This window comes from Bacteroides sp. AF25-5LB (genome assembly GCF_003602965.1).
Classification (GTDB): domain Bacteria; phylum Bacteroidota; class Bacteroidia; order Bacteroidales; family Bacteroidaceae; genus Bacteroides; species Bacteroides uniformis.
On record NZ_QTMC01000014.1, the window covers coordinates 93215 to 113869 of the forward strand.

11 protein-coding genes and 2 pseudogenes are annotated in these 20655 nt (G+C 44.9%); 4 read left to right on the top strand and 9 right to left on the bottom strand.

Annotated features, from left to right (window positions below; translation table 11 throughout):
- The first annotated feature begins 88 nt into the window (after window positions 1-88).
- Both DWY57_RS15185 and DWY57_RS15190 read left to right on the top strand, forming a co-directional pair.
- On the top strand, window positions 89-4156 hold the full coding sequence (locus tag DWY57_RS15185) for a hybrid sensor histidine kinase/response regulator transcription factor (RefSeq protein ID WP_119962013.1): 4068 nt from the start codon (window positions 89-91) through the stop codon (window positions 4154-4156).
- Between the two features lie 22 nt (window positions 4157-4178).
- Window positions 4179-8441 (top strand): glycoside hydrolase family 2 TIM barrel-domain containing protein, encoded by a 4263-nt coding sequence (locus DWY57_RS15190; protein ID WP_119962014.1) that lies wholly within the window; start codon window positions 4179-4181, stop codon window positions 8439-8441.
- Between the two features lie 94 nt (window positions 8442-8535).
- Here the strand turns inward: DWY57_RS15190 and mutS are convergent, their stop codons facing one another.
- From mutS to DWY57_RS15215, 5 genes are all read right to left on the bottom strand, one after another.
- On the bottom strand, window positions 8536-11151 hold the full coding sequence (mutS, locus tag DWY57_RS15195) for a DNA mismatch repair protein MutS (RefSeq protein ID WP_119962015.1): 2616 nt from the start codon (window positions 11149-11151) through the stop codon (window positions 8536-8538).
- A gap of 686 nt (window positions 11152-11837) precedes the next feature.
- Entirely contained in the window at window positions 11838-12650 is an 813-nt protein-coding gene (locus DWY57_RS15205; protein WP_005824816.1) for an SPFH domain-containing protein, read from the bottom strand.
- Between the two features lie 449 nt (window positions 12651-13099).
- On the bottom strand, window positions 13100-13564 hold the full coding sequence (locus DWY57_RS15210) for a DUF3836 domain-containing protein (RefSeq protein ID WP_117599908.1): 465 nt from the start codon (window positions 13562-13564) through the stop codon (window positions 13100-13102).
- A 212-nt stretch (window positions 13565-13776) separates the two neighbouring features.
- Window positions 13777-13917 (bottom strand): hypothetical protein, encoded by a 141-nt coding sequence (locus DWY57_RS20960; RefSeq protein WP_005833945.1) that lies wholly within the window; start codon window positions 13915-13917, stop codon window positions 13777-13779.
- Between the two features lie 271 nt (window positions 13918-14188).
- Window positions 14189-14545 carry a cupin domain-containing protein gene (locus tag DWY57_RS15215; RefSeq protein ID WP_005833946.1) on the bottom strand — a complete coding sequence of 119 codons (357 nt, stop codon included), beginning with the start codon at window positions 14543-14545 and terminating at the stop codon, window positions 14189-14191.
- Between the two features lie 199 nt (window positions 14546-14744).
- On the opposite strand from DWY57_RS15215, the gene DWY57_RS15220 reads away from it, so the two are divergent.
- Window positions 14745-16010 (top strand): S41 family peptidase, encoded by a 1266-nt coding sequence (locus DWY57_RS15220; protein ID WP_119962016.1) that lies wholly within the window; start codon window positions 14745-14747, stop codon window positions 16008-16010.
- An 85-nt stretch (window positions 16011-16095) separates the two neighbouring features.
- Here DWY57_RS15220 and DWY57_RS15225 read toward each other — a convergent pair whose 3' ends face one another.
- Both DWY57_RS15225 and DWY57_RS15230 read right to left on the bottom strand, forming a co-directional pair.
- Window positions 16096-16521: a DUF3836 domain-containing protein gene (locus DWY57_RS15225; RefSeq protein ID WP_119962017.1), complete on the bottom strand. Its 426-nt coding sequence runs from the start codon at window positions 16519-16521 to the stop codon at window positions 16096-16098.
- A gap of 290 nt (window positions 16522-16811) precedes the next feature.
- Window positions 16812-17678, bottom strand: a complete 867-nt coding sequence (locus DWY57_RS15230) for a hypothetical protein (RefSeq protein ID WP_081030711.1) — start codon at window positions 17676-17678, stop codon at window positions 16812-16814.
- Between the two features lie 194 nt (window positions 17679-17872).
- On the opposite strand from DWY57_RS15230, the pseudogene DWY57_RS21635 reads away from it, so the two are divergent.
- Window positions 17873-18169 (top strand): annotated as a pseudogene (locus DWY57_RS21635) (integrase); the annotation flags it as partial.
- 70 nt (window positions 18170-18239) lie between these two features.
- Here DWY57_RS21635 and DWY57_RS21640 read toward each other — a convergent pair.
- Both DWY57_RS21640 and DWY57_RS15250 read right to left on the bottom strand, forming a co-directional pair.
- Window positions 18240-19192, bottom strand: a pseudogene (locus tag DWY57_RS21640) (IS982 family transposase).
- Between the two features lie 526 nt (window positions 19193-19718).
- Window positions 19719-20585 carry an AraC family transcriptional regulator gene (locus DWY57_RS15250; protein ID WP_119962018.1) on the bottom strand — a complete coding sequence of 289 codons (867 nt, stop codon included), beginning with the start codon at window positions 20583-20585 and terminating at the stop codon, window positions 19719-19721.
- Between the last annotated feature and the right edge of the window lie 70 nt (window positions 20586-20655).

Genomic DNA, 20655 nt, shown 5'->3' on the forward strand with positions numbered 1-20655 from the left:
GCCTACAACTAAAGAAATATATTGCAAAAATTGACTGTTTCCACCTTAAAATATATCTTTGCAACTCAAAATCAATACAACAAGCCACATGAAAGACATATACTGGAAAGGCCATACGATTTTATTGCTCATCAGCCTCTTATGCTGTTTTCCGGATTTTGTGTACGCTTACAGCCTACGGCAATTCTCCAATAAAAACGGTCTTTCCAATAGTGCCATCCAATCCCTTTACCAAGATAGCCAAGGTGTACTATGGATAGGAACATGCGACGGACTGAACGTGTTTGACGGCAACAATATCCACCTATATACGCCCGTTGATGTGTCACGCAACCTATTGTCAGGCAACATTATCAGCCAGATCGTAGAATCAGAGCCAGGCATACTGTGGTTACAAACCAACTACGGGTTAGACAGATTGGATACATACCGACAGACCTGCCGGACCTTTACCGAATTCAAGGACAACATCTTCTTGGCACGAAGCAACAACAAGTGCATGTTAGTGCTGAAAGATGACGGAAATCTGTATCACTACCAACAAGAGAACCAGAAATTTCTCCAGTTAAATACCCCTTCCATGGATTTTAATAAAGTACTGTCCATGACCATCGATTCCAACAACCTGCTTTGGATATTCGCAACTGGAAACAACACTCGTTGCTATCGTCTGAACCACACGGGAAAAAGCGTGACACTGATTCCGGAAAAGCCATTTGGACATCACGGCTTGAAGCATGCCTTCATCGGAGAAGATTCAGCCTACTTCATTGATGAAACCTATGCCCTCTACGAATATAGTTTCAGCAACCGACAGTGTTACTACATTGCCGACCTGAAAGACGAAATAGAAAAACGAGGTGAAGTATCTTCCATCATCAAACGAGAAAATGACTTCTGTATCGGTTTCAAAAGCAGCGGCTTGATAGTACTGAAATATGAAGCAAACCAAAAGATTAAATACCGTATAGAATACACTGAAATACAGTCGGGCATCTTCTGTCTGATGAAAGACAAATTTCAAGATATCGTATGGGTAGCTACCGACGGAGAAGGGTTATACATGCTTTACAATGACACATTCACCATGACCAACACCCTGCTCAACACTCCCGCATATCAGGTGAACAACCCGGTACGCAGCCTTTACCTCGACCCACAGCAAACCTTATGGATAGGAACCAAAGGCAGTGGCATATTGCGTATACCGAATTATCTTGTCAACAATACACCCGAAAAACATGATCGTCTCATCACCGGTAACAGCACATTGACCGACAACTCCGTCTACTGTTTTGCACCCGGTGGAAAAGACCGACTTTGGATAGGTACGGAAAACGGAATCAATTATTATTCCTACTCTACCCACCAATTGAAAGAACTGGCGGTACAAGCCAATGGAACCAAAGTGAAATATGTGCACTCCATTGATCAAACCAATGACAGTACACTTTGGATTTCCACCGTGGGCGAAGGAATCGTAAAGGTGACACTAGAAAATCAGAGAAAAGATCCTATTGTGAAGCATGCTACACGGACTTTGGTGAGTAACGGACATATGGCATCAAACTATTTTTTCACCTCCTACCGTGAAAGCAGCTCTACGCTGTGGTTCGGGAACAGAGGGCTCGGAGCCTACCGCATTGATGTACGTACTGGAGAAATGGCACAGTTCCGCTTCAACAACTTGGTAAACAGCCAAACCGCCAACGATGTGTTCGCCATACACAAAAACGAGCAAGGCTACTGGCTGGGCACTGGATCAGGGCTTCTCCGCTTCTACTCAAACGAAGACGGAAACCCAGACAGCATCAGTGCAAAGCTCTACACCAACAGCACCGTACATGGTATCTTGGAGGACAACCGAGGCAATCTCTGGGTGAGTACCAATCAAGGATTAATGAGACTCAATCCCCAAGAACAGACCAAGCAGACCTACAACAACGGAAACGGACTGGCCGTGACCGAATTTAGTGATGGAGCCTTCTACAAAGACAATGCTACGGGAATCCTTTTCTTTGGAGGTGTAAACGGCTTCGTCACCGTGAAGCCCGATTCTTACATCACCACGGACTATATGCCCGAAATCAGCCTGAAAGGACTTTCCATCTTCGGTAAGGAATACAACCTGCATGACTTTTTACATTACAAAGACGGGAAGCCCGTGCTACAACTGGACTACAAACACAACTTCTTCCAGCTCAACTTCCGGATAACAGACTACATTAACGGAAACGACTATTTCTACTCCTATAAACTAAAGGAAGCAAGCGACCAATGGATAGAAAACGGAGTTTCACCCAATGCCATCTTCTCCAACCTTTCCCCCGGAGAATATACTCTGTTTGTGAAATACCGCAACAACATCAACGGTAAAGAAAGCCATCCGCAAGCCTTCACCATTTACATCGCTCCTCCCTGGTATCTCAGTACCTGGGCCTATGTGGGCTACTTTTTGTTAGGGTTACTATTATGTACAGGCATAGTCGCCTATGCATTCTATACCTACCGCCTGAAGCGGCAGCACATGATGAAGAAAATGGAACGACAGAAAAAAGAGGAAGTCTATGAATCAAAACTACGCTTCTTCACCAACATCACCCACGAGTTTTGCACCCCCCTCACCCTGATTCAGGGACCGTGCGAGAAGATACTCACCCACAAGGAGACAGATATCTACACGCACCGCTACGCCAAGATGATTCAGCAAAATGTGGAAAAGCTGAATGGTCTCATTGTGGAATTGCTGGAGTTCAGAAGACTGGAAACGGAAAACAAAATGCTCTCCATACAGCCGCAACCTGTTTCCGAAAAGTTAAGGGACATCGCCGAATCCTTCGGTGACATGGCGGAAAACAGAGAAATGAACTACTGCCTTGACATAGCCCCCGAACTGACATGGAACACCGACCTGAGCTGCTTCAACAAAATAGCCGGAAACCTCATATCCAACGCTTTCAAGTACACACCCGACAAGGGGAACATCAGCGTAACATTGTACACGAAAAACGAACGTCTTATTTTGAAGATAGCCAATACCGGCAAAGGCATCACACCGGAAAATCTCGGAAAGATATTCGACCGCTATAAGATTCTCGACTCCGTGGAGATGAACGGCAAAAACTCAAGAAACGGACTGGGGTTGGCCATCTGCAAAAACATGGTGACCCTGTTGGAAGGAGACATAAACATCGAAAGCACACCGGGCGAACTGACCACCTTCACTGTAAGCCTTCCCTCGCTCCCCCCAAACGGACAAGAAGTACCGCAAACTGCATACGAAGCGGCTTCTCCAAGCATTCCCACCGAAGAAGTGCAAGAATTGCCCGAAAAATACACCCAAGAATTCGACGCAAACAAGCAGACGGTCATGGTGATAGATGATGACCCTTCCATGCTGTGGTTCGTATCCGAAATATTCACAGAGAAATACAACGTACTCTCTTTCAATAATGCCCAAAAGGCATTAGACAGCCTGGAGCAACGACAGCCAGATCTCATCATCTCAGACGTGATGATGCCCGATATAGATGGGTTATCCTTCACCTTCACCATCAAGCAACACAAGCTGTGGAGCCATATTCCCCTAATCCTGCTCTCAGCACTGCATCACGAAGACGACCAAGTAAAAGGACTGGAATCGGGGGCGGATGCCTATGTCACCAAGCCTTTCAATGTGAAATATTTGGAAAAGATGGTCTATCATCTCATCCGCCGCGAAGAAAACCTGAAGGAATATTATAGTTCGGCACTCAGCACCTTTACCTGGAAAGAAGGAAGCTGCTTGCACAAAGAAGAACAAGAATTCTTAGAGAAAATGACAGAAGTCATTGAAAAGAACTTAGCCAATCCAGACCTGCAAGTAGAACTTTTGAGTAAGGAAATGGGCTACAGCAGCCGGCAGTTCTACCGCAAACTGAAACCACTTACTGACAAATCGCCTGCCGACATCATCAAAGAATACCGCCTCTCCACGGCGGAACGCTTGTTAGTCTCCAGCAACTTCACCATCGAAGAGCTGATGGACCGCACGGGATTCACCAACCGAAGCACTTTCTATAAAGCTTTTTCACAACGTTACGGAATGCCGCCCCGTCAATACTGCGAACGGCAAAAGAAGAACGTGAGGGAAGGACAGGAAATCACTAATACTTAATCATCTTATACCATCTGCATTTATGAAAAGAAGCTCTTTTTTGAGTATCGCATTCACCGGGCTGCTTGCTACCGCAGCCACAACAGCACAAACTCACGAACAACCCGAATGGAATGACCTGAACATTTCGGGAGTGAACAAAGAAACGGCATGCCAAACCGCCATTCCCTTTGCCGACGAAGGACAAGCCCTACGCCTGAGCATCGAGGAATCCCCCTATTATCAAACTCTGAACGGTACATGGAAATTCCATTGGGTGGCCGACCCCGAAAAACGGCCGAAGGATTTCTTCAAGCCCGACTACGACGTAAGTGACTGGGACAACATCAAAGTGCCTGCCACATGGCAGATAGAGGCTGTACGCCATAACAAGCCCTGGGACAAGCCTTTGTATTGTAATACCATTTACCCTTTCTGTGATTACAGTAAAGGAGTACAATGGCCCAACGTCATCCAACCTCGCCCGGCAGACTATACTTTCGCCAACATGCCCAATCCCGTAGGCAGTTACCGACGTGAATTCACTTTGCCCACATCTTGGAAGGGCAGAGATGTATTTATTCGCTTCAATGGAGTGGAAGCAGGTTTCTATCTTTGGTTGAACGGTAAAAAAGTGGGCTATTCAGAAGACAGCTACTTACCTGCCGAGTTCAATCTGACTCCCTATTTACAAGAAGGTAAAAACACATTGGCAGTTGAAGTGTACCGTTTCACCGATGGAAGCTTTCTTGAATGTCAAGATTTCTGGCGGTTCAGCGGCATCTTCCGCGATGTATTCCTATGGTCAGCACCACGCACGCAAATTAGGGACTTCTTCTTCCGAACCGACTTGGACGGAGAGTATCGTAATGCTACAGTTTTTTTGGACGTAGAAATCACCGGTAAGAAAAGTTCTGCCGAACTCATAGTGAAGCTCTCCGACACAGAAGGAAAGGAAGTGCTATCACGCACTATCCACGCCACAAAAACAGGTAGTACCCATCTGGAATTCGATGTGGAGAACCCACTGAAATGGACAGCCGAAACACCCAGCCTCTACAACCTGACCCTGACCCTAAAACAGAAAGGAAAAGTGACAGACCTACGTAGTGTAAAGGTAGGCTTCCGCGAAATAGAGTTTGCCAAAAACGGACAACTGCTGATTAACGGCAAACCTACTCTTTTCAAAGGTGTCAACCGCCACGATCACAGCCCATTGAATGGCCGTACCGTCTCCAAAGAAGAGATGGAAAAGGACGTACAACTAATGAAAGCGCTGAACGTAAATGCTGTCCGTACCTCCCATTACCCCAACAACCCTTACTTTTACGACCTATGCGACCGCTATGGCATCTATGTATTGGCAGAAGCCAATGTAGAGTGCCACGGCGAAATGCGTCTCTCACACGAGCCACAGTGGGAAAAATCATTCACCGAGCGCAACGAGAACCAAGTGAAACGTTTCCGTAACCACGCTTCCATCGTAATGTGGTCCATGGGCAACGAATCGGGAAACGGAAACAACTTCTCCACTGCTGAAAAGGCCATCAAACGTTTGGATACTACCCGCCCCACCCACTACGAGGGAAACAGTTCCTTCTGCGACGTGACCAGTTGCATGTACCCAAGTGTGGACTGGCTGGAAAACGTAGGCCGTGAACGATTGGAGAAAATACAAAAGGGCGAGATCGTGAAACCTCACGTAGTATGCGAGTATGCCCATGCCATGGGAAATTCCATAGGAAACTTCAAGGAATACTGGGAAACCTACGAACGCTATCCGGCACTCATCGGAGGTTTCATTTGGGATTGGGTGGACCAAAGCCTGCGTATGCCCACTCCCGACGGCAAAGGCTTCTACATGGCCGTAGGCGGTGACTTTGGTGACAAGCCCAACGACGGTAACTTCTGTACCAACGGCGTCATCTTCTCCGACCGTACATTATCTGCCAAATCCTATGAAATGAAGAAGATACATCAACCCATCCGCATAGAAGCATTAGGGAATGGCAAATATAGAATCAGCAACAAGCGATTCCATGCCAATATGGAAGACCTCTACGGGAGATACGAAATAACGGAAGATGGAAGGACCGTCTGCTCAGGCAATCTGGAAGATTTGAAGCTGGAAGCACAGGCAAGCAAAGTCATCACCCTGCCAGACATACCCGCAACGAAGGTACCCGGAGCAGAATACTTTATCAATTTCAGTTTCTGCCAAAAAAGAGATACCGAATGGGCAAAAGCCGACTACGAGGTAGCCACCGAACAATTCAAGCTATCAAGCAGCGAGAAACCTATATTCGTACCCGAAAAAGGAAACATCAATCTAAACGAAACTGCCGACGCATTGGTGGTGAAAGGTGAACGTTTTGAAGCTGTCTTCTCCAAGGAAGAAGGAACTTTATCGGCATATACATTGAATAATATCCCCCTGATAAGTAAAGGACTCGAACTGAACCTCTTCCGTGCTCCCACCGACAACGATAAACAGGTAAGTGGCGATTGGCAACGCAAAGGCCTTTACCAGCTGCAAGCGGAAACCGGCAAATGGGAAACCCACCAAGAAGAGGACAGAATAACCCTGCACATCCGGAACTGCCACAAAGGTAAACTCGGTTTTGAGTATCGCACAGAAATAGAATACACCGTAAATGCCGATGGTTCCATCATGGTGAACAGTGTCATCATCCCGGTATCCGACAGCGAAATCATTCCGCGTGTGGGCTATCGAATGGAACTGCCCGAAGGCTTCGAGCGTATGCGTTGGTATGGACGTGGCCCATGGGAAAACTACGTAGACCGCAAGGATGCCACCCCAATAGGCGTATACGAAAGTACAGTATCCGACCAATGGGTGAACTATGTAAAGCCTCAGGAGATGGGTAACCATGAAGAGGTACGCTGGATTTCCATCACCAACGCCGACGGTATGGGCTTCGTTTTCGTGGCAGGCGACCAAATGGCGGCTTCTGCCCTGCATGTCAGAGCACAAGACATGGCAGACCCCGACCATCTGCAAAAACTGATTCACAAATACGACATCCCGATGCGCAAGGAGACAGTTCTTTGTCTTGATGCCCACAATCGTCCTCTGGGCAACGCAAGCTGCGGTCCAGGCCCGATGAAAAAATACGAACTGCAAGCAACTCCCGTAGCATTCAGCTTCATCATGATGCCTTTGGAAAGAAGCTACACGCAAAGTGAGCTTACCAAGAAAGCACGCGTACAGATGCCTGCATGCATGCCCGTAATGGTAGAACGCGATAACAACGGTTACCTGCAAATGAGTACCGGAACTCCGGACGCGACCATCTTCTACAGCCTTAACGGTAACGAATACCGGGAATACACAGCTCCATTCGAGTTCATTGACGGTGGAAAGATACAAACATACGCTGTTTCTGGAAAATTAGGCAAGAGCCTGGTCACTACTATGGAACTACCCATATTCGTAGACCACTCGGCATGGAAGGTGGTCTCCTCCAGCAGCGACAGCCAAGGAGAAGAGGCGCAAAACGCCATCGATGGAGACCCTTCCACGTATTGGCACACCCGTTGGCACGAACCCATTCCAGAGTTTCCACACAGCATTGTGGTAGACATGGCTTCCCTACTGGTAGTGGACAAATTCATCTACACAGCACGACATTCCAATGATAACGGACACGTCAAAGACTACGAGCTAAGCTTCAGCAAAGACGGAAAAAATTGGGAAAGCACCGTCAAAGGTACATTCTCCAATCTGACGTCTGCCCAAACCATAACATTGGAAACACCCGTCACTGCCCGTTACTTCAAATTCGTTCCCTTGTCCGAAATGCACGGCAGGAAATGGGCTTCGGCAGCCGAACTGAATGTGAGCATCCTGAAAAACATCAGCGGAGCATCCCAGAGACAAATAGTGGTCTCCGTAGACAGCGATGCAGACAACAGCATGAAGCTGGCGGCAGACGGTAACATAAACACCTATTGGCACACGGTACACAACCAATTCTACATAGCTCCCTACCCTCATGAGATACATTTTTCCCTATCCAAAGAGGCCACTATAAAGGGGATCCGCTACACTCCGCGACAAGATAGCGAAGAAGGACGGATAGCTTCCTATGAAGTATATGCAAGCAAAGATGGAAAAAATTGGGGGCAGCCCATTACCTATGGCACCTTCCATATAGGTACAGCAACGCAAACTATAGAATTTACTCCTTGCCGGGCACGCTATGTGAAACTATCGGGATTATCGGCCCATGACAAAGGAAAGAAAGCTGCCATAGCAGAATTAGAGATAATCTTGGAAGAATAATTTTATATGAAAAACTATTAACCATGGAGTTTCAAGACTTGTGCAAAAACTTGTACAAGTCCTGAAATTCCACGTTTTCTCCTATAAGCAAAAATCACTTCCCTTTCACTATCCGCTTAATATCATTCAGCTTGTTCAGCGCCTCCAGCGGCGTCAAGTTATTCACATCCAGATTCAGTATCTCATCGCGTATCTGGCACAGCACCGGGTCGTCGAGCTGAAAGAAGCTGAGCTGCATACCACCGCGTGTCTCTCCCACTTCCACCATCGGTTTGCTGGAAATCCCCTGCTGGCGGTTGTCCGTTTCCAGTTGTTTCAGAATGTCATTGGCACGCTTCACGATGCTTTTGGGCATACCTGCCATTTTGGCTACATGGATACCGAAGGAGTGTTCGCTGCCGCCGCGCTCCAATTTGCGCAGGAAGATGACTTTGTTATCTATCTCCTTCACCGAAACGTTGTAGTTCTTAATACGCTTGAAGCTTTTCTCCATCTCGTTCAACTCATGGTAGTGCGTGGCAAACAAGGTGCGTGCCTTCGCCTTTGGATGCTCATGGATATGCTCCACAATCGCCCAGGCGATGGAAATACCGTCGTACGTAGAAGTACCGCGTCCCAGCTCGTCGAACAGCACCAGGCTGCGGGGAGAAAGGTTGTTCAAGATATCCGCCGCCTCGTTCATCTCCACCATAAAGGTAGACTCGCCCACGGAAATATTATCGCTGGCACCCACACGGGTGAATATCTTATCCACCAAACCGATATGGGCACTCTCCGCAGGCACGAAACTGCCGATTTGAGCCAGCAGCGTAATCAGCGCCGTCTGCCTCAGCAAAGCGGACTTACCCGCCATGTTGGGACCCGTAATGATGATAATCTGCTGCGTCTGGCTGTCCAGCATCACATCGTTGGCAATATACTTCTCGCCGATGGGGAGCTGCTTCTCAATGACCGGATGCCGTCCCTGATGGATTTCCAGCACGTCGTCGTCGGCAATGACGGGGCGTATATAGTTGTTCTCGCGCGCCGCTGTGGCAAAGGAGAGCAGGCAGTCCAACCGTGCTATCTGGTTCGCATTGATTTGAATGGCAGGAATGAACTCGCTCAAAGATTGTACCAGCTCTGCATAGAGTTGTGTTTCCAGTACCAGTATCTTGTCCTCCGCGCCGAGAATCTTCTCTTCGTACTCCTTCAACTCCTGGGTAATATAGCGCTCGGCATTGGCAAGGGTCTGCTTGCGTATCCACTCTGCCGGCACCTTGTCCTTATGCGTGTTGCGCACCTCGATGTAGTAGCCGAAGACATTGTTGTAGCCTATCTTCAAACTGGGAATCTCTGTCAGTTCGCTCTCTCGCTGCTGTATCTGCAACAGATAATCCTTACCGGAATAGGCAATCTGGCGCAGCTCGTCCAGCTCGGCACTGACACCGGATTTGATGACACCTCCCTTATTAATCAATAACGGCGGGTCATTGTCTATCTCCCGGTCAATGCGGTCGCGGATAAACTGGCAGATATTCAACTGCTCGCCTATATGGTTCAAGCTGGCATTATCGGCATCCATGCAAGCCGCCTTGATGGGTTCTATCGCCTGCAAAGCCACCTTCAGCGCCACCACCTCACGCGGAGAGACACGCCCTACCGCCACTTTGGAGATGATGCGTTCCAAGTCGCCAATCAAATGCAACTGCTCTTCTATCAACTCTTTGAAATCAGGCTGGCGGAAAAAGTATTCCACCACATTCAGCCGCTCGTTAATCGGCTGCACGTCCTTCAACGGGAATACCAGCCAGCGTTTCAGCAGGCGGGCACCCATCGGGCTGATGGTCTTGTCTATCACATTCAGCAGACTGCTGCCACCGTCGTTCATCGACCCCATCAACTCCAGGCTGCGCACCGTGAACTTATCCAGGCGGACATACTTATCCTCCTCGATGCGTGCCAGCGAAGTGACATGCCCTATCTGCGTATGCTGCGTCATGATGAGGTATTGCAGGATGGCTCCCGAAGCGATGATACCGTTCTTGAGATGCTCCACACCGAAGCCTTTCAAGTTCTTCACCTCGAAATGCTTCAGCAGCTTTTCGCGGGCAGATGTCTCGGTAAACACCCAGTCGTCCAACTCGAAGGTGAAGAACTTGCTGCCGAAGTTTCCTTCGAACATCAGCCGCTTGCCACGCTCGAAAAGCACCTCTTTGGGGGCAAAGTTGTTCAGCAGCTTGTCCACATAGTCGAAAGGTCCTTCCGCCGTCAGAAATTCGCCCGTAGATATGTCCAGGAAAGCCACACCGCAGGCACCCTTACCGAAATGCACGGCAGCCAGGAAGTTGTTCTCCCGGTAGTTCAGCACATTGTCGTTGATGGAAACTCCCGGCGTCACCAACTCCGTGATGCCGCGCTTCACCAGTTTCTTCGTCAGCTTCGGGTCCTCCAACTGGTCGCAGATGGCCACACGCTTGCCGGCACGTATCAGCTTGGGCAGATAGGTGTCGAGCGCATGATGCGGGAAACCCGCCATTTCGATGGTTTTCCCCTTGCCATTGGCACGTTTGGTCAAGGTAATACCGAGGATTTCGGACGCGACGACGGCATCGGTGGAATAGGTTTCATAGAAGTCACCACAACGAAACAGCATGACAGCATCGGGATGCTTTGCCTTCAAGTCGAGGAACTGCTTCATCATCGGGGTAAGGACAATATCTTCGTGCATACAAGTCTTTAATTTTTAATTTCCAAAGCTTTGAGCCAAGAGAGCAGGAAATCGTCAAGTAAGACCCAAAACTTAATGTGACAAAGATAATTCTTTTTTAGAAAACAGCCACGGAGAGGCTTCAAAACCTTAGCAAGCCTTAACAAAGAGACGCATTTTCCTAAAACATGTTATAAAACAGTCTTTTTTATTTGCTTTATTTGGAGATAAGCAAAAAGTTCGTACCTTTGCAATGTGTTTTTCATAGTATTAGATTTAAGGTTAACAAAGGTTGGAGTACAGCGGTACTCCTTTTTTTATGCCCATACCTTTCGTATCTTTCCCCTTTTCCCTTACAAAAGTACATATTCACTCGGCGAAACGCCCTTTATCTTCTTGAAAACCTTGTTCATGCGATCCCAACAAGGATGAGCAACAGTTGTCTCCCATTTACTACATTCCCTATTTAAGCAACAATTCCTGCAATACTGCATTTTAAATTCTTGCTTACTAAAACTTATTCGTCCGACAGCCGTTGAATTATCGTCCGACAATTGTCGGACGATAATTCAACAAGTATCGGACGAATAAATCTTAGCAAATAGAGAGATAGATGGCTTACCGCTTGATTTATTTGTGATTATCCGCGCACACAATCAGTACCTCCCCAAAAGAATCAAGTTGCCAATGGGGTCTCATAGAGATTGTCATTGCAACTTCAAGAATGGCAACGTATTTCCACCGGTAGACAACGGCAATTTCCCGTCCCATTTCTCCACAGCCTTTAGTTGAATCAATTCCGGCGTGATGCTTTGTTGAAGGATACGGTTGGCATCTGCCTTACCCTTGGCGGCAGCTACTACCTTTTCCGCCTCGGCTATAGCGGCTTTCTTTTCATTCTCCACCTTCAAGGCATTCTGCACAGCAGTATTCTTTTCGTCAATGGCAGCTTGCAGCACATCGTTGGGTTTCACGGACGACTGTATGTTGGTAAACGTAAAGCCACGGGTACTGAGACGCTCCTTCAGTAATGCCTCCACCTCCTTCTCGAAAGCCGGACGGTTGTTGATGAGCGAATCCGTCTCATAGAGTCCTGCCACGTCCTTATAAGCGTTCTTCACTTCCGTCAGGATAACACTCTGTTCCAATTCTTCGGTAGTCTTGCGATAGCGTAGAAAAACTACTTTGGCATCCTCCCGCTCAATGAAGTATTCTATAGTAGGGTCTGTCTTGAAGATGGTTCCCTTCTTGTCCTGAATGTCGAAAGGTTCGTAGTCTACAATCTGCGCAAATGCAGGATATTCGAATAGCTGCTTGGCAAAACGGTTGTAAACCACCCATCCGGTTTCCACCTTGGCATCATCTACTCCACGCTCACTACCGGCCAGATTGACGATGATGCCCGTCTGTCCCGAATCAATACGCTCCACGGCAAACATGACCAAGAACAATACTATAATTCCAATGACTGCGACTCCTGCCGCGCCTACTCTCACTGTTGATTTGTTTGTGACTTTCATGGTGTTTTCTGTTAGTTTAATGAGTGAATAATGCTCCAAAGATATTTATAATTGTTTGTTCAAGAAAGGCAATCCGGTTATTTTTGGAAGAGAAGAAGGCCTCCCTCCCGCACACAGTGTAGAAAGGAGGCCCATAGTCTCTATATTTTCAGAATTTACTCAGTCACGATACGACCTGCCAACAGTGATTTCTTCAGATAACTTTCAGCACACTATAGGAATTACCCTCACTCCCACTGGACATGGTGCTGATTTCCTTTGCCACTTCTTTCAGTCTTCCGGATTGCTGTATTTATATATAATTGTAGGATATACCTTTTTACAGAATTCTGTGCCAAATTACTTAAACGTTCGTGTTTGCGAAATAATATTGCCATAATGTCTTGGTTTTTAAAATAAATAGAATAGAAATCGTGTTTTCTTATTTCTCTGCCAATAACTGCACAGATTCACCCGTCATGTGATGGTGCTGTCAAGCTCCAGTCATTGTTCTTTTCGTCCCATTCGTAGCTGAGGTAGCGCAGGACACTGCTGTCGGTCTGCCGATAGACGGCTTTCTGCTTGATGTCGGTGTAGGCATTGCTTTGCTCGTTCCAGAGGGCGTATTCCACAGTGACGTCATCCGTATAGAAGAAGTTAAGACTGTGGTGCTTCTCAAAGCTTTGCGTGGATTCGTTCCATTTCAGCACTTCTTTTTGGGAGATGCGACCGGAGTTGTCGTAAATGTAATTGTACTTCAAGTGGTGGTGCAGGAATTTCTGATTCTCCACTTTGAATACGGTTTGTGTTTCCACACGGCCGTCGTTGGTTTCGGTATTATAGGCAAAGTTGTCTGTACGGTTAACGGCTGCTGCGCTTACTACGTTTACTAAAGAGGTCATTGCGATGATTGCTGAAATTACTAAAGTCTTCATAATGGTTCTATTTTTTAAGTTATACATTTTGTTTTAAGTTCTTGTCTTCGGGGAAGTTGTTCCCTTTCGACATTGCAAAGATTGAGGGAGGTAAAAAGCTTTTAGGTTATCGTTACGTTAATGTTAGGTTAACGGAGATATTTATTACTTTTGCGCCCAAAACAAGAACAAAATGAAAACACATTTCCTCTTATATCTTTCCTTTTTTCAATCTATCGGAGACGTAACTGGATAGGCATACAGCAGACTGCCACCACATCTACTATTGAGAAGTAGCATTTTTCTTCTATGTCGTCCCAAACGGTTCGGACTTTCTTCGCTTCGAAAAACTTGATGGCATTATGCTGGGCCATGATATTATGTTTTCAATTCTTAGTTTTAAACTCTTTGATTGGGTCCTCGTTATGTGACAGAAACAATGCTCTTTCTTCAATTTAATCATAATTTCTGCTTTATTGCATCGTTGACATGGTCTGTTTTCTTAGGTATAGCACAAAATATATGATTATTTTGACTATAAAACAAATCGCAGTCAATAAATCACTGCACATCATATGACAATAGGGAATAGCCTGCACCACAGCCCATCCCCTATTACCTTAATTCTACTTGTGTGACTTCCTCTTACTTCACCACACCGTCCGTCATCGTAAAGCCTTCCAAAGAGCCGGCTTTCACCTGAATACAAATCACACTGATGGCGCTGTCTGCCGCAGCCGACAATTGTCGTTCTCCTGCCGGAGCCACGCGAAGCCAGTCACCCGCCTGCAGTTCTACGATTTCTCCGTCAACCACCATGGTGCCGCGTCCGGAGAGGACGGCATAAATTTCTTCATTTTGCTTGTGCGAATGCACAAAAGGTACTCCTGCACCAGCCGGCAAATTGCTGATAGATACTTCTGCACCAGTCAGATTCAATGAATCGTGCAACTCGACACGTGCCTCGCCTGCGGGCACATTTACTTTCTGATAGTTCTTCATAATCACTTCTCCTTAGTATGTTTTGATTTACGGTTGCAAAGTTAGCCAACTACTAAATATCGTACAAGAAGGCACTTGAAGATCAGTTAGTTACTTCCATGTTACCATCGTTGGCAAATAAGGGGTTAGAAAAATAAGATTAACGAAAATTATTACTATTTTTGCCGAAAAAGCAAATATCGACTAAACTCTATAAAACATGAAGATTCTGAAAAAAATTTCAAAAGTAATAGTCATCGTAATGGCTGTACTGGCAACCATTTGGTGTGGTTTGTATGTTTATGCCAACTATTTCTATAATGACAAGCAGATTGATGTAGAAAACTTCTACATCGCGGAACTACCGTTAACCCCCTCGCAGTTTGAAGAAGATTTCAAAGAAATACACCAGATTGTCATGGAGAATTATTCATTATACCAAGCCAAGCATCTGAATATGGATTCATTGTATCAAGCTTGTGACGCCCGCGTTCGCCAGGCGCAGACCACCACAGACTACGGACTGATAGTGCAGGAATACATCTCTGCCTTACAATGCGCCCACGCCATTACCTGCTACAAAAGGTACACAGCCAATCAGCGCATAGCCTTTATAGAGGATTCCTTGTTCGTTGACAAACCCAGTGACTATCTGACAGAATACGGCTTCCAGGACAAAGACCGGATTATAGCTATCAACGGACTCCCCTATAAACAATGGATTGAACAGAACGAAAAATATACCGAAGCATCTACCGTCCCCCACAGACGGCTCCGTACAGCCTATGATGCGTTCCGTAGTTATGCAGACACCCTAAGAAACTATACACTGCTGAGAGGGGGCGATACTCTGACCGTCACCCTTCCCTTGAAACAAAGGGACTATTTTCCGGATAACGAAGAACAAACTGTGGAGAGCAGGATATTACAAGACAGCATTGGTTACCTTACCATCAAAACCATGATGAACCCCGTCATGGAAGATTTCAAGGCGGTCTATCCCAAAGTCAAGGATTTACCATACCTCATTATAGACGTACGTAGAAACAGCGGAGGAAACAGCATGAATGGAGTAAATATCTGCAAGTACTTCATCCGCGAAACACAACCACACTGCGTCAGCAAGAGCTACATCATACAACCCGAAGCCGACGCCTATAAGGGTAAAATCTATCTGCTGACCGACACTTATACGCTCTCTGCTGCCGAAAGCTTCACACTCGACATGAAGGAAAGCGGAAATGTCACCCTCATCGGCGAAGCCACTGGAGGGGATACCGGCAATGGCCCCCGTCCTTTCTGTACCAAACAGCGGACCTATTTCCGTATTCCTACCCGCCAGCCGGACGTCTCTTCTAAAGGTTTCCCCATGGAAGGTATAGGCATATCACCCCATCATCAAGTATCCCAAACCGTAGCAGATTTCATGAAGGATGAAGATACAGTGCTGAATTATGCTGTCGGACTGATAACAGAGAAACAATAATACATTTCCTCAACGAAAAAGAGCCAAGTATCAAAGGTGTGTCACCTCGCGATACTTGGCTCTTTTGTATTTGATATATTATCCTTTATTTGGTACTTGCCAACATCAAAGCCGCATTGCTGTCATTCAGTTCGTAAACGGTAGTTTGCGTATAGCTGTCGTAACCATTAGTTCTACTGTTCCAACGGGCATAGTTCAACTCAACTTCACTGTCAGCGTATTCAACATCCAGCTTGAAATAAGGCACCCAGGCTTCCTTTACGCTATCCCACTTGAAAGCTTCCTTGCTCGTCACACGGTTCTCACTGTCATAAGTGTAAGTGTAGCGGAGGTGACGGAAAAGGTGTCCGTCCTCATTGCGGAAGATAGTCTTGGCGGTCATCAGTTCGCCGGTCATCTCCTCGTTTTTCACATAATCGGCAGGAGTTGCCGCACTTGCAGAAAAGTTCATTACACTTGCCATTACCACTGCCATCATTACCACTGCTTTTGAAAATACTGTTGCTTTCATAATCGTTATTTTTTATTGTTATTACTTCTTTCTCTGAGGAGGTTGTTGTTTCATAACCGTCTTCGCCTATATATAGTCAATCTGCGTGCCAAAGAATTAAATCACTGATTATCAAAGAATAACTATTTTATAGTAATGTCCATTTTCGGACAACTGTCCGCACAAAAACGAACAGCAAAACAAAAAATAAACGAAATATCATGAAAGTATTTCTACATTAGCAATAATATTATGTAACAGTAGTAAACTGTTTGATGATTGTCCCTACAAAAAGCTGATTTATACTTATCTTATCTCAATGGCGGCATCTGAAAACGTGGTGGGGCAATAGTCGCTCCGCCACTGCCCCCTCTATTATCAAAGACGGTGTTACGCAGAATCTCATACAAAATTCCACCTACATCCAGACTTAATTTAAACTTGTCGAAATTATAATAGGGAATCACAACGGGAACCGTCTCCCAACGACCGCGATAAGCATCGTAATAACGTTGTACTCCAACTTCCATACCAAAACGTTCGGACATATCCAAAGACATGGTGGCACCGTAGCGGTGGGTATCCATCCCGTAAGTATTTCCTATGGCATACGAACCGAAAACCTTAAAAGCTACACGGTCCGAAGCCTGATACCGCAAAGCTCCCGAAGTACTGAAAGCCTGCCCGGTGGAATGAATCATATTTATCTTCATGGCATCTACGCCAAGCTGGAGCGTCAGCCTTTGGTTAAAGGCATGCTGATATCCCAGGGAAGCATTGTTGAAACGTCCGATACCCGGTACGCTGGTCTGCCCACCGGAACCGAATAACATGCCGTGAGGAAACTGTCTTAATACACCGCTTGTACTGTAATCTCCCCGAAATAGCAGGGAAGGATTGGTCTGATAAGGCAGACGAAGAGACTCTTTCAGTGAAAAATCGGGCAGGGAATAGGAGTACTCCGGATGAAACATGGAAGAAGGGGCAGAGTTTTCAGAAGGAAGCTCAAAAGGAGAGAATAGAGATTCATTGAATTCCGGCTGTATCTGTATACTGTCACGAATGAAACGTACACTGTCTTCCTGCGCAAAAAGCAATTGCGGCACAAAAGCCAACAGCAGGCAGATTCCCAAACGGCCACCAAGACAAGAGATACTGACTTTCCGTTTTATACGCATATACCCTCCTTCTTTATATTTATAATACTGCTATACAAAAATAACGAAAAAAATCTATTTATTTTGTTCGAAAGTGAAAAGTTTTGTTCTGGTATATTCTCAAAGGGCTATAAATTAATCAAATCCGTCACTGTGTGTTTTAAAAGAACGAGATTAAAGAACATAAAAAAAGAACAAACTAAAAAAACTGCCTTATGAATGCACAGTTTTTCAGCAATGAGATCGGATACAATTTCAATCAGAGAAAGCCCAAGTCCGAAAAGCCGGCAAATATCTATTTTGTGGCCCGCGTTAGGAACAAGCAGATAAAACTTTCTACCAGAGTGAGAGTATATCCGGACTAGTGGAACGTAAAGAAACAAGAAGCTTACATCAGTTGCCGGTTGACCGAACTGGATAACGAAAACAATACGGTCGCCAACGAGAAAATCAATAAGCTGAAACTTTATTTTTCCGAATACAAGCAGTATCTTTGTAACCACCCAAAAGAATATAGAACACAGGGCTATCACACTAATTAACGTGAGTTCGAAATAAAATTAGAAAATAGCCAGTTGCCCATCATTGATAAATGACATCAATGGCAGATTTCTTTTCAAAGAAACAGTATGCAACGATAGCTGAGAAATTGGCAATGAAGTTGTTAAAAGAACGATGTCTGGAGTACTCTATCTGTTCAATGTTCTTCAACTCGCCATTGACCGAGACCGTAATTTAAACTGTGTCAGCTAAGAAAAAAATAAAATACTAACTTTGCTAACACTGCTTATTTTACACGCCCGTCATTGACTGTTTCAATCAAAGTTCTTTTTCTAAGCAGAATCTTGTCAACAATACTCATCAGTGAATTTCTCTTTAGTGACAAGCTGTATGCCATTAAGGAAAAGATTCTCGAATAAGCCTTGTCCGATATATCCTTTGTCTGCACAGAGTTTCCCTTTGATGTTCTCCAAAAACCTACCCTGCTTTAACGGTTCCCGGCCATCCACATTCCCGAGAGTAAACATAAAATTGAAAATTTTCCCCTTATCGTTAATTATCAAATGCAGCTTAAATCCAAAGAACCATCCCATAGAGCATTTTCCACGTTCCGCAAGTCCTTCAAATGTTTTATGAATCAGCATCCTTTAGTTACGACATACACGCAAAGGAATGGAATCGACAAAATTAATACCCGTACATGTTCCCCAATAGAACTTTCTTAATGAAGATAGTTAGAGGAAGCAGTATTTCTTTCTCCAACTCTACGAAACGGTTATAGGAAACCGGATCCAGGAACAAGTGTCTGAGATGTTTGCATACATACCCTTTGTAATAATGCTTGAAGCGGCGAAATCACCTAAATGAAACAGGATAAGAATAACCATAACCTCAGCATCACTCGTGCGGTTGGACTTGTTACGATATCTTTTTTTCTTGTCCTTAATCATATGTTTTTCCTGTTGCAACACAAATTTCTTGCAAAAATCATCGGACAAACAATAAATCTCTGTAACTGTAGACTCTGAGAACATAGTGGTAATCGTTTAAACGTTATAATTTGTCACTATAAATTTAACACTTTTATTACTATATTCTTATTCCTCAATAGATTATATTTATTCTTATTTCGAATTCACGTTAAAATAAATAGTGTTATCCATTGTTTTCTCTAAAAATTCACCAGTCGGGAGGCAACTGAGAATACGGCTATAATCTGCTCTTTCATGTAAGGAACGTGATGCCGCCCCTAGAGAGTGGCTGAATAATGTAATCGGTAAACTACCTTATTGTCAGGTTCCTAAATCAGACAGAGACCTGCAGGAACAGCTGTCGGACGTATGGGGAAAATAATCAAGGCAGTTCCGGGAAAATGCAGGAAAAAACGAAACTACCATCCAAAAACACCCCTGAGATAAGTTGGTATATGAAAATTGAGATGCGGAGTATACTTCACTAAAAATCGAATGCACAAGATGTAGTTGAGCAGTCGTTAACTTTAAAGTAAAGTCAAAGAATATTTGTCCAATTCACCTTCCCATACAGTCCAATTCTCCATCATTAATACTTTATCAACATCTGCTGTAGAAACATGCGATACTCTTGCGGTGTACTACCCTTCTTTTTCTTAAATATCCGTATAAAGTTAGAGAGGTTGTTAAAACCGCAAGTATAACAAATTTCGGCTACCGTATAAGTTGTTTCCGATAGCAGCTGACAAGCACGAGCTATCCGTAGATTGGTAACATAATCAATGAACGTACAATTAGTCTTTTTCTTAAAGAAGTGGCTGAAAGCCGACTCGGACATGCTTACTAACTGCGCCACATCCCCTAGACGGATAGGTTCTTCTATATTCTTATCAATATACTCACATACTTTAGCTATACGCCTGCTTTTAGAGGTGCGTACTGTATCTTTTGTATCATATTGATTGCTTACCAAAATACGGCGATCAGCGATGGAAAGTTCATAAAGAATAGAAAAGAACTCCAATACCGTATGAAATCCCTGCATTTTTGTTAGTTTCAGAATCTTATCCTTCATCAGCAACTGTATTTGTTCCGAAAAGCTAATGCCGTGTTGCGATTCAATCAGCAACTGCTTGATAGAGGAAAACAACCGTTTTCCTAAAATAGGGAAATTAAGCAGTTTATCAGAGAACTGAATAGTAACCACATGGTTACCTTCCACCACTTCTCCCTTCCAGGCATGAGGTATATTAGGCCCTATCATAATCAAGTCTAGAGTATTAAATTCCTCTTCAGAATCGCCTACTGTACGAGTACCATATGTGTCCATTACCAAGTTGATTTCATAATCCGAATGATAATGAACCGGATAATCAAACTTGGCATTCGGATGGTTAAGGACAATAAATAAATCTTCAGCAGCAATAGGAGTAATTTCTTTCTGTATATCTTTCATGTCAGTATAGATTTTATAGTTGCAAAGATATAAATTCCAATAAATAAAGAATCAAATTTTCAAAAAAGTA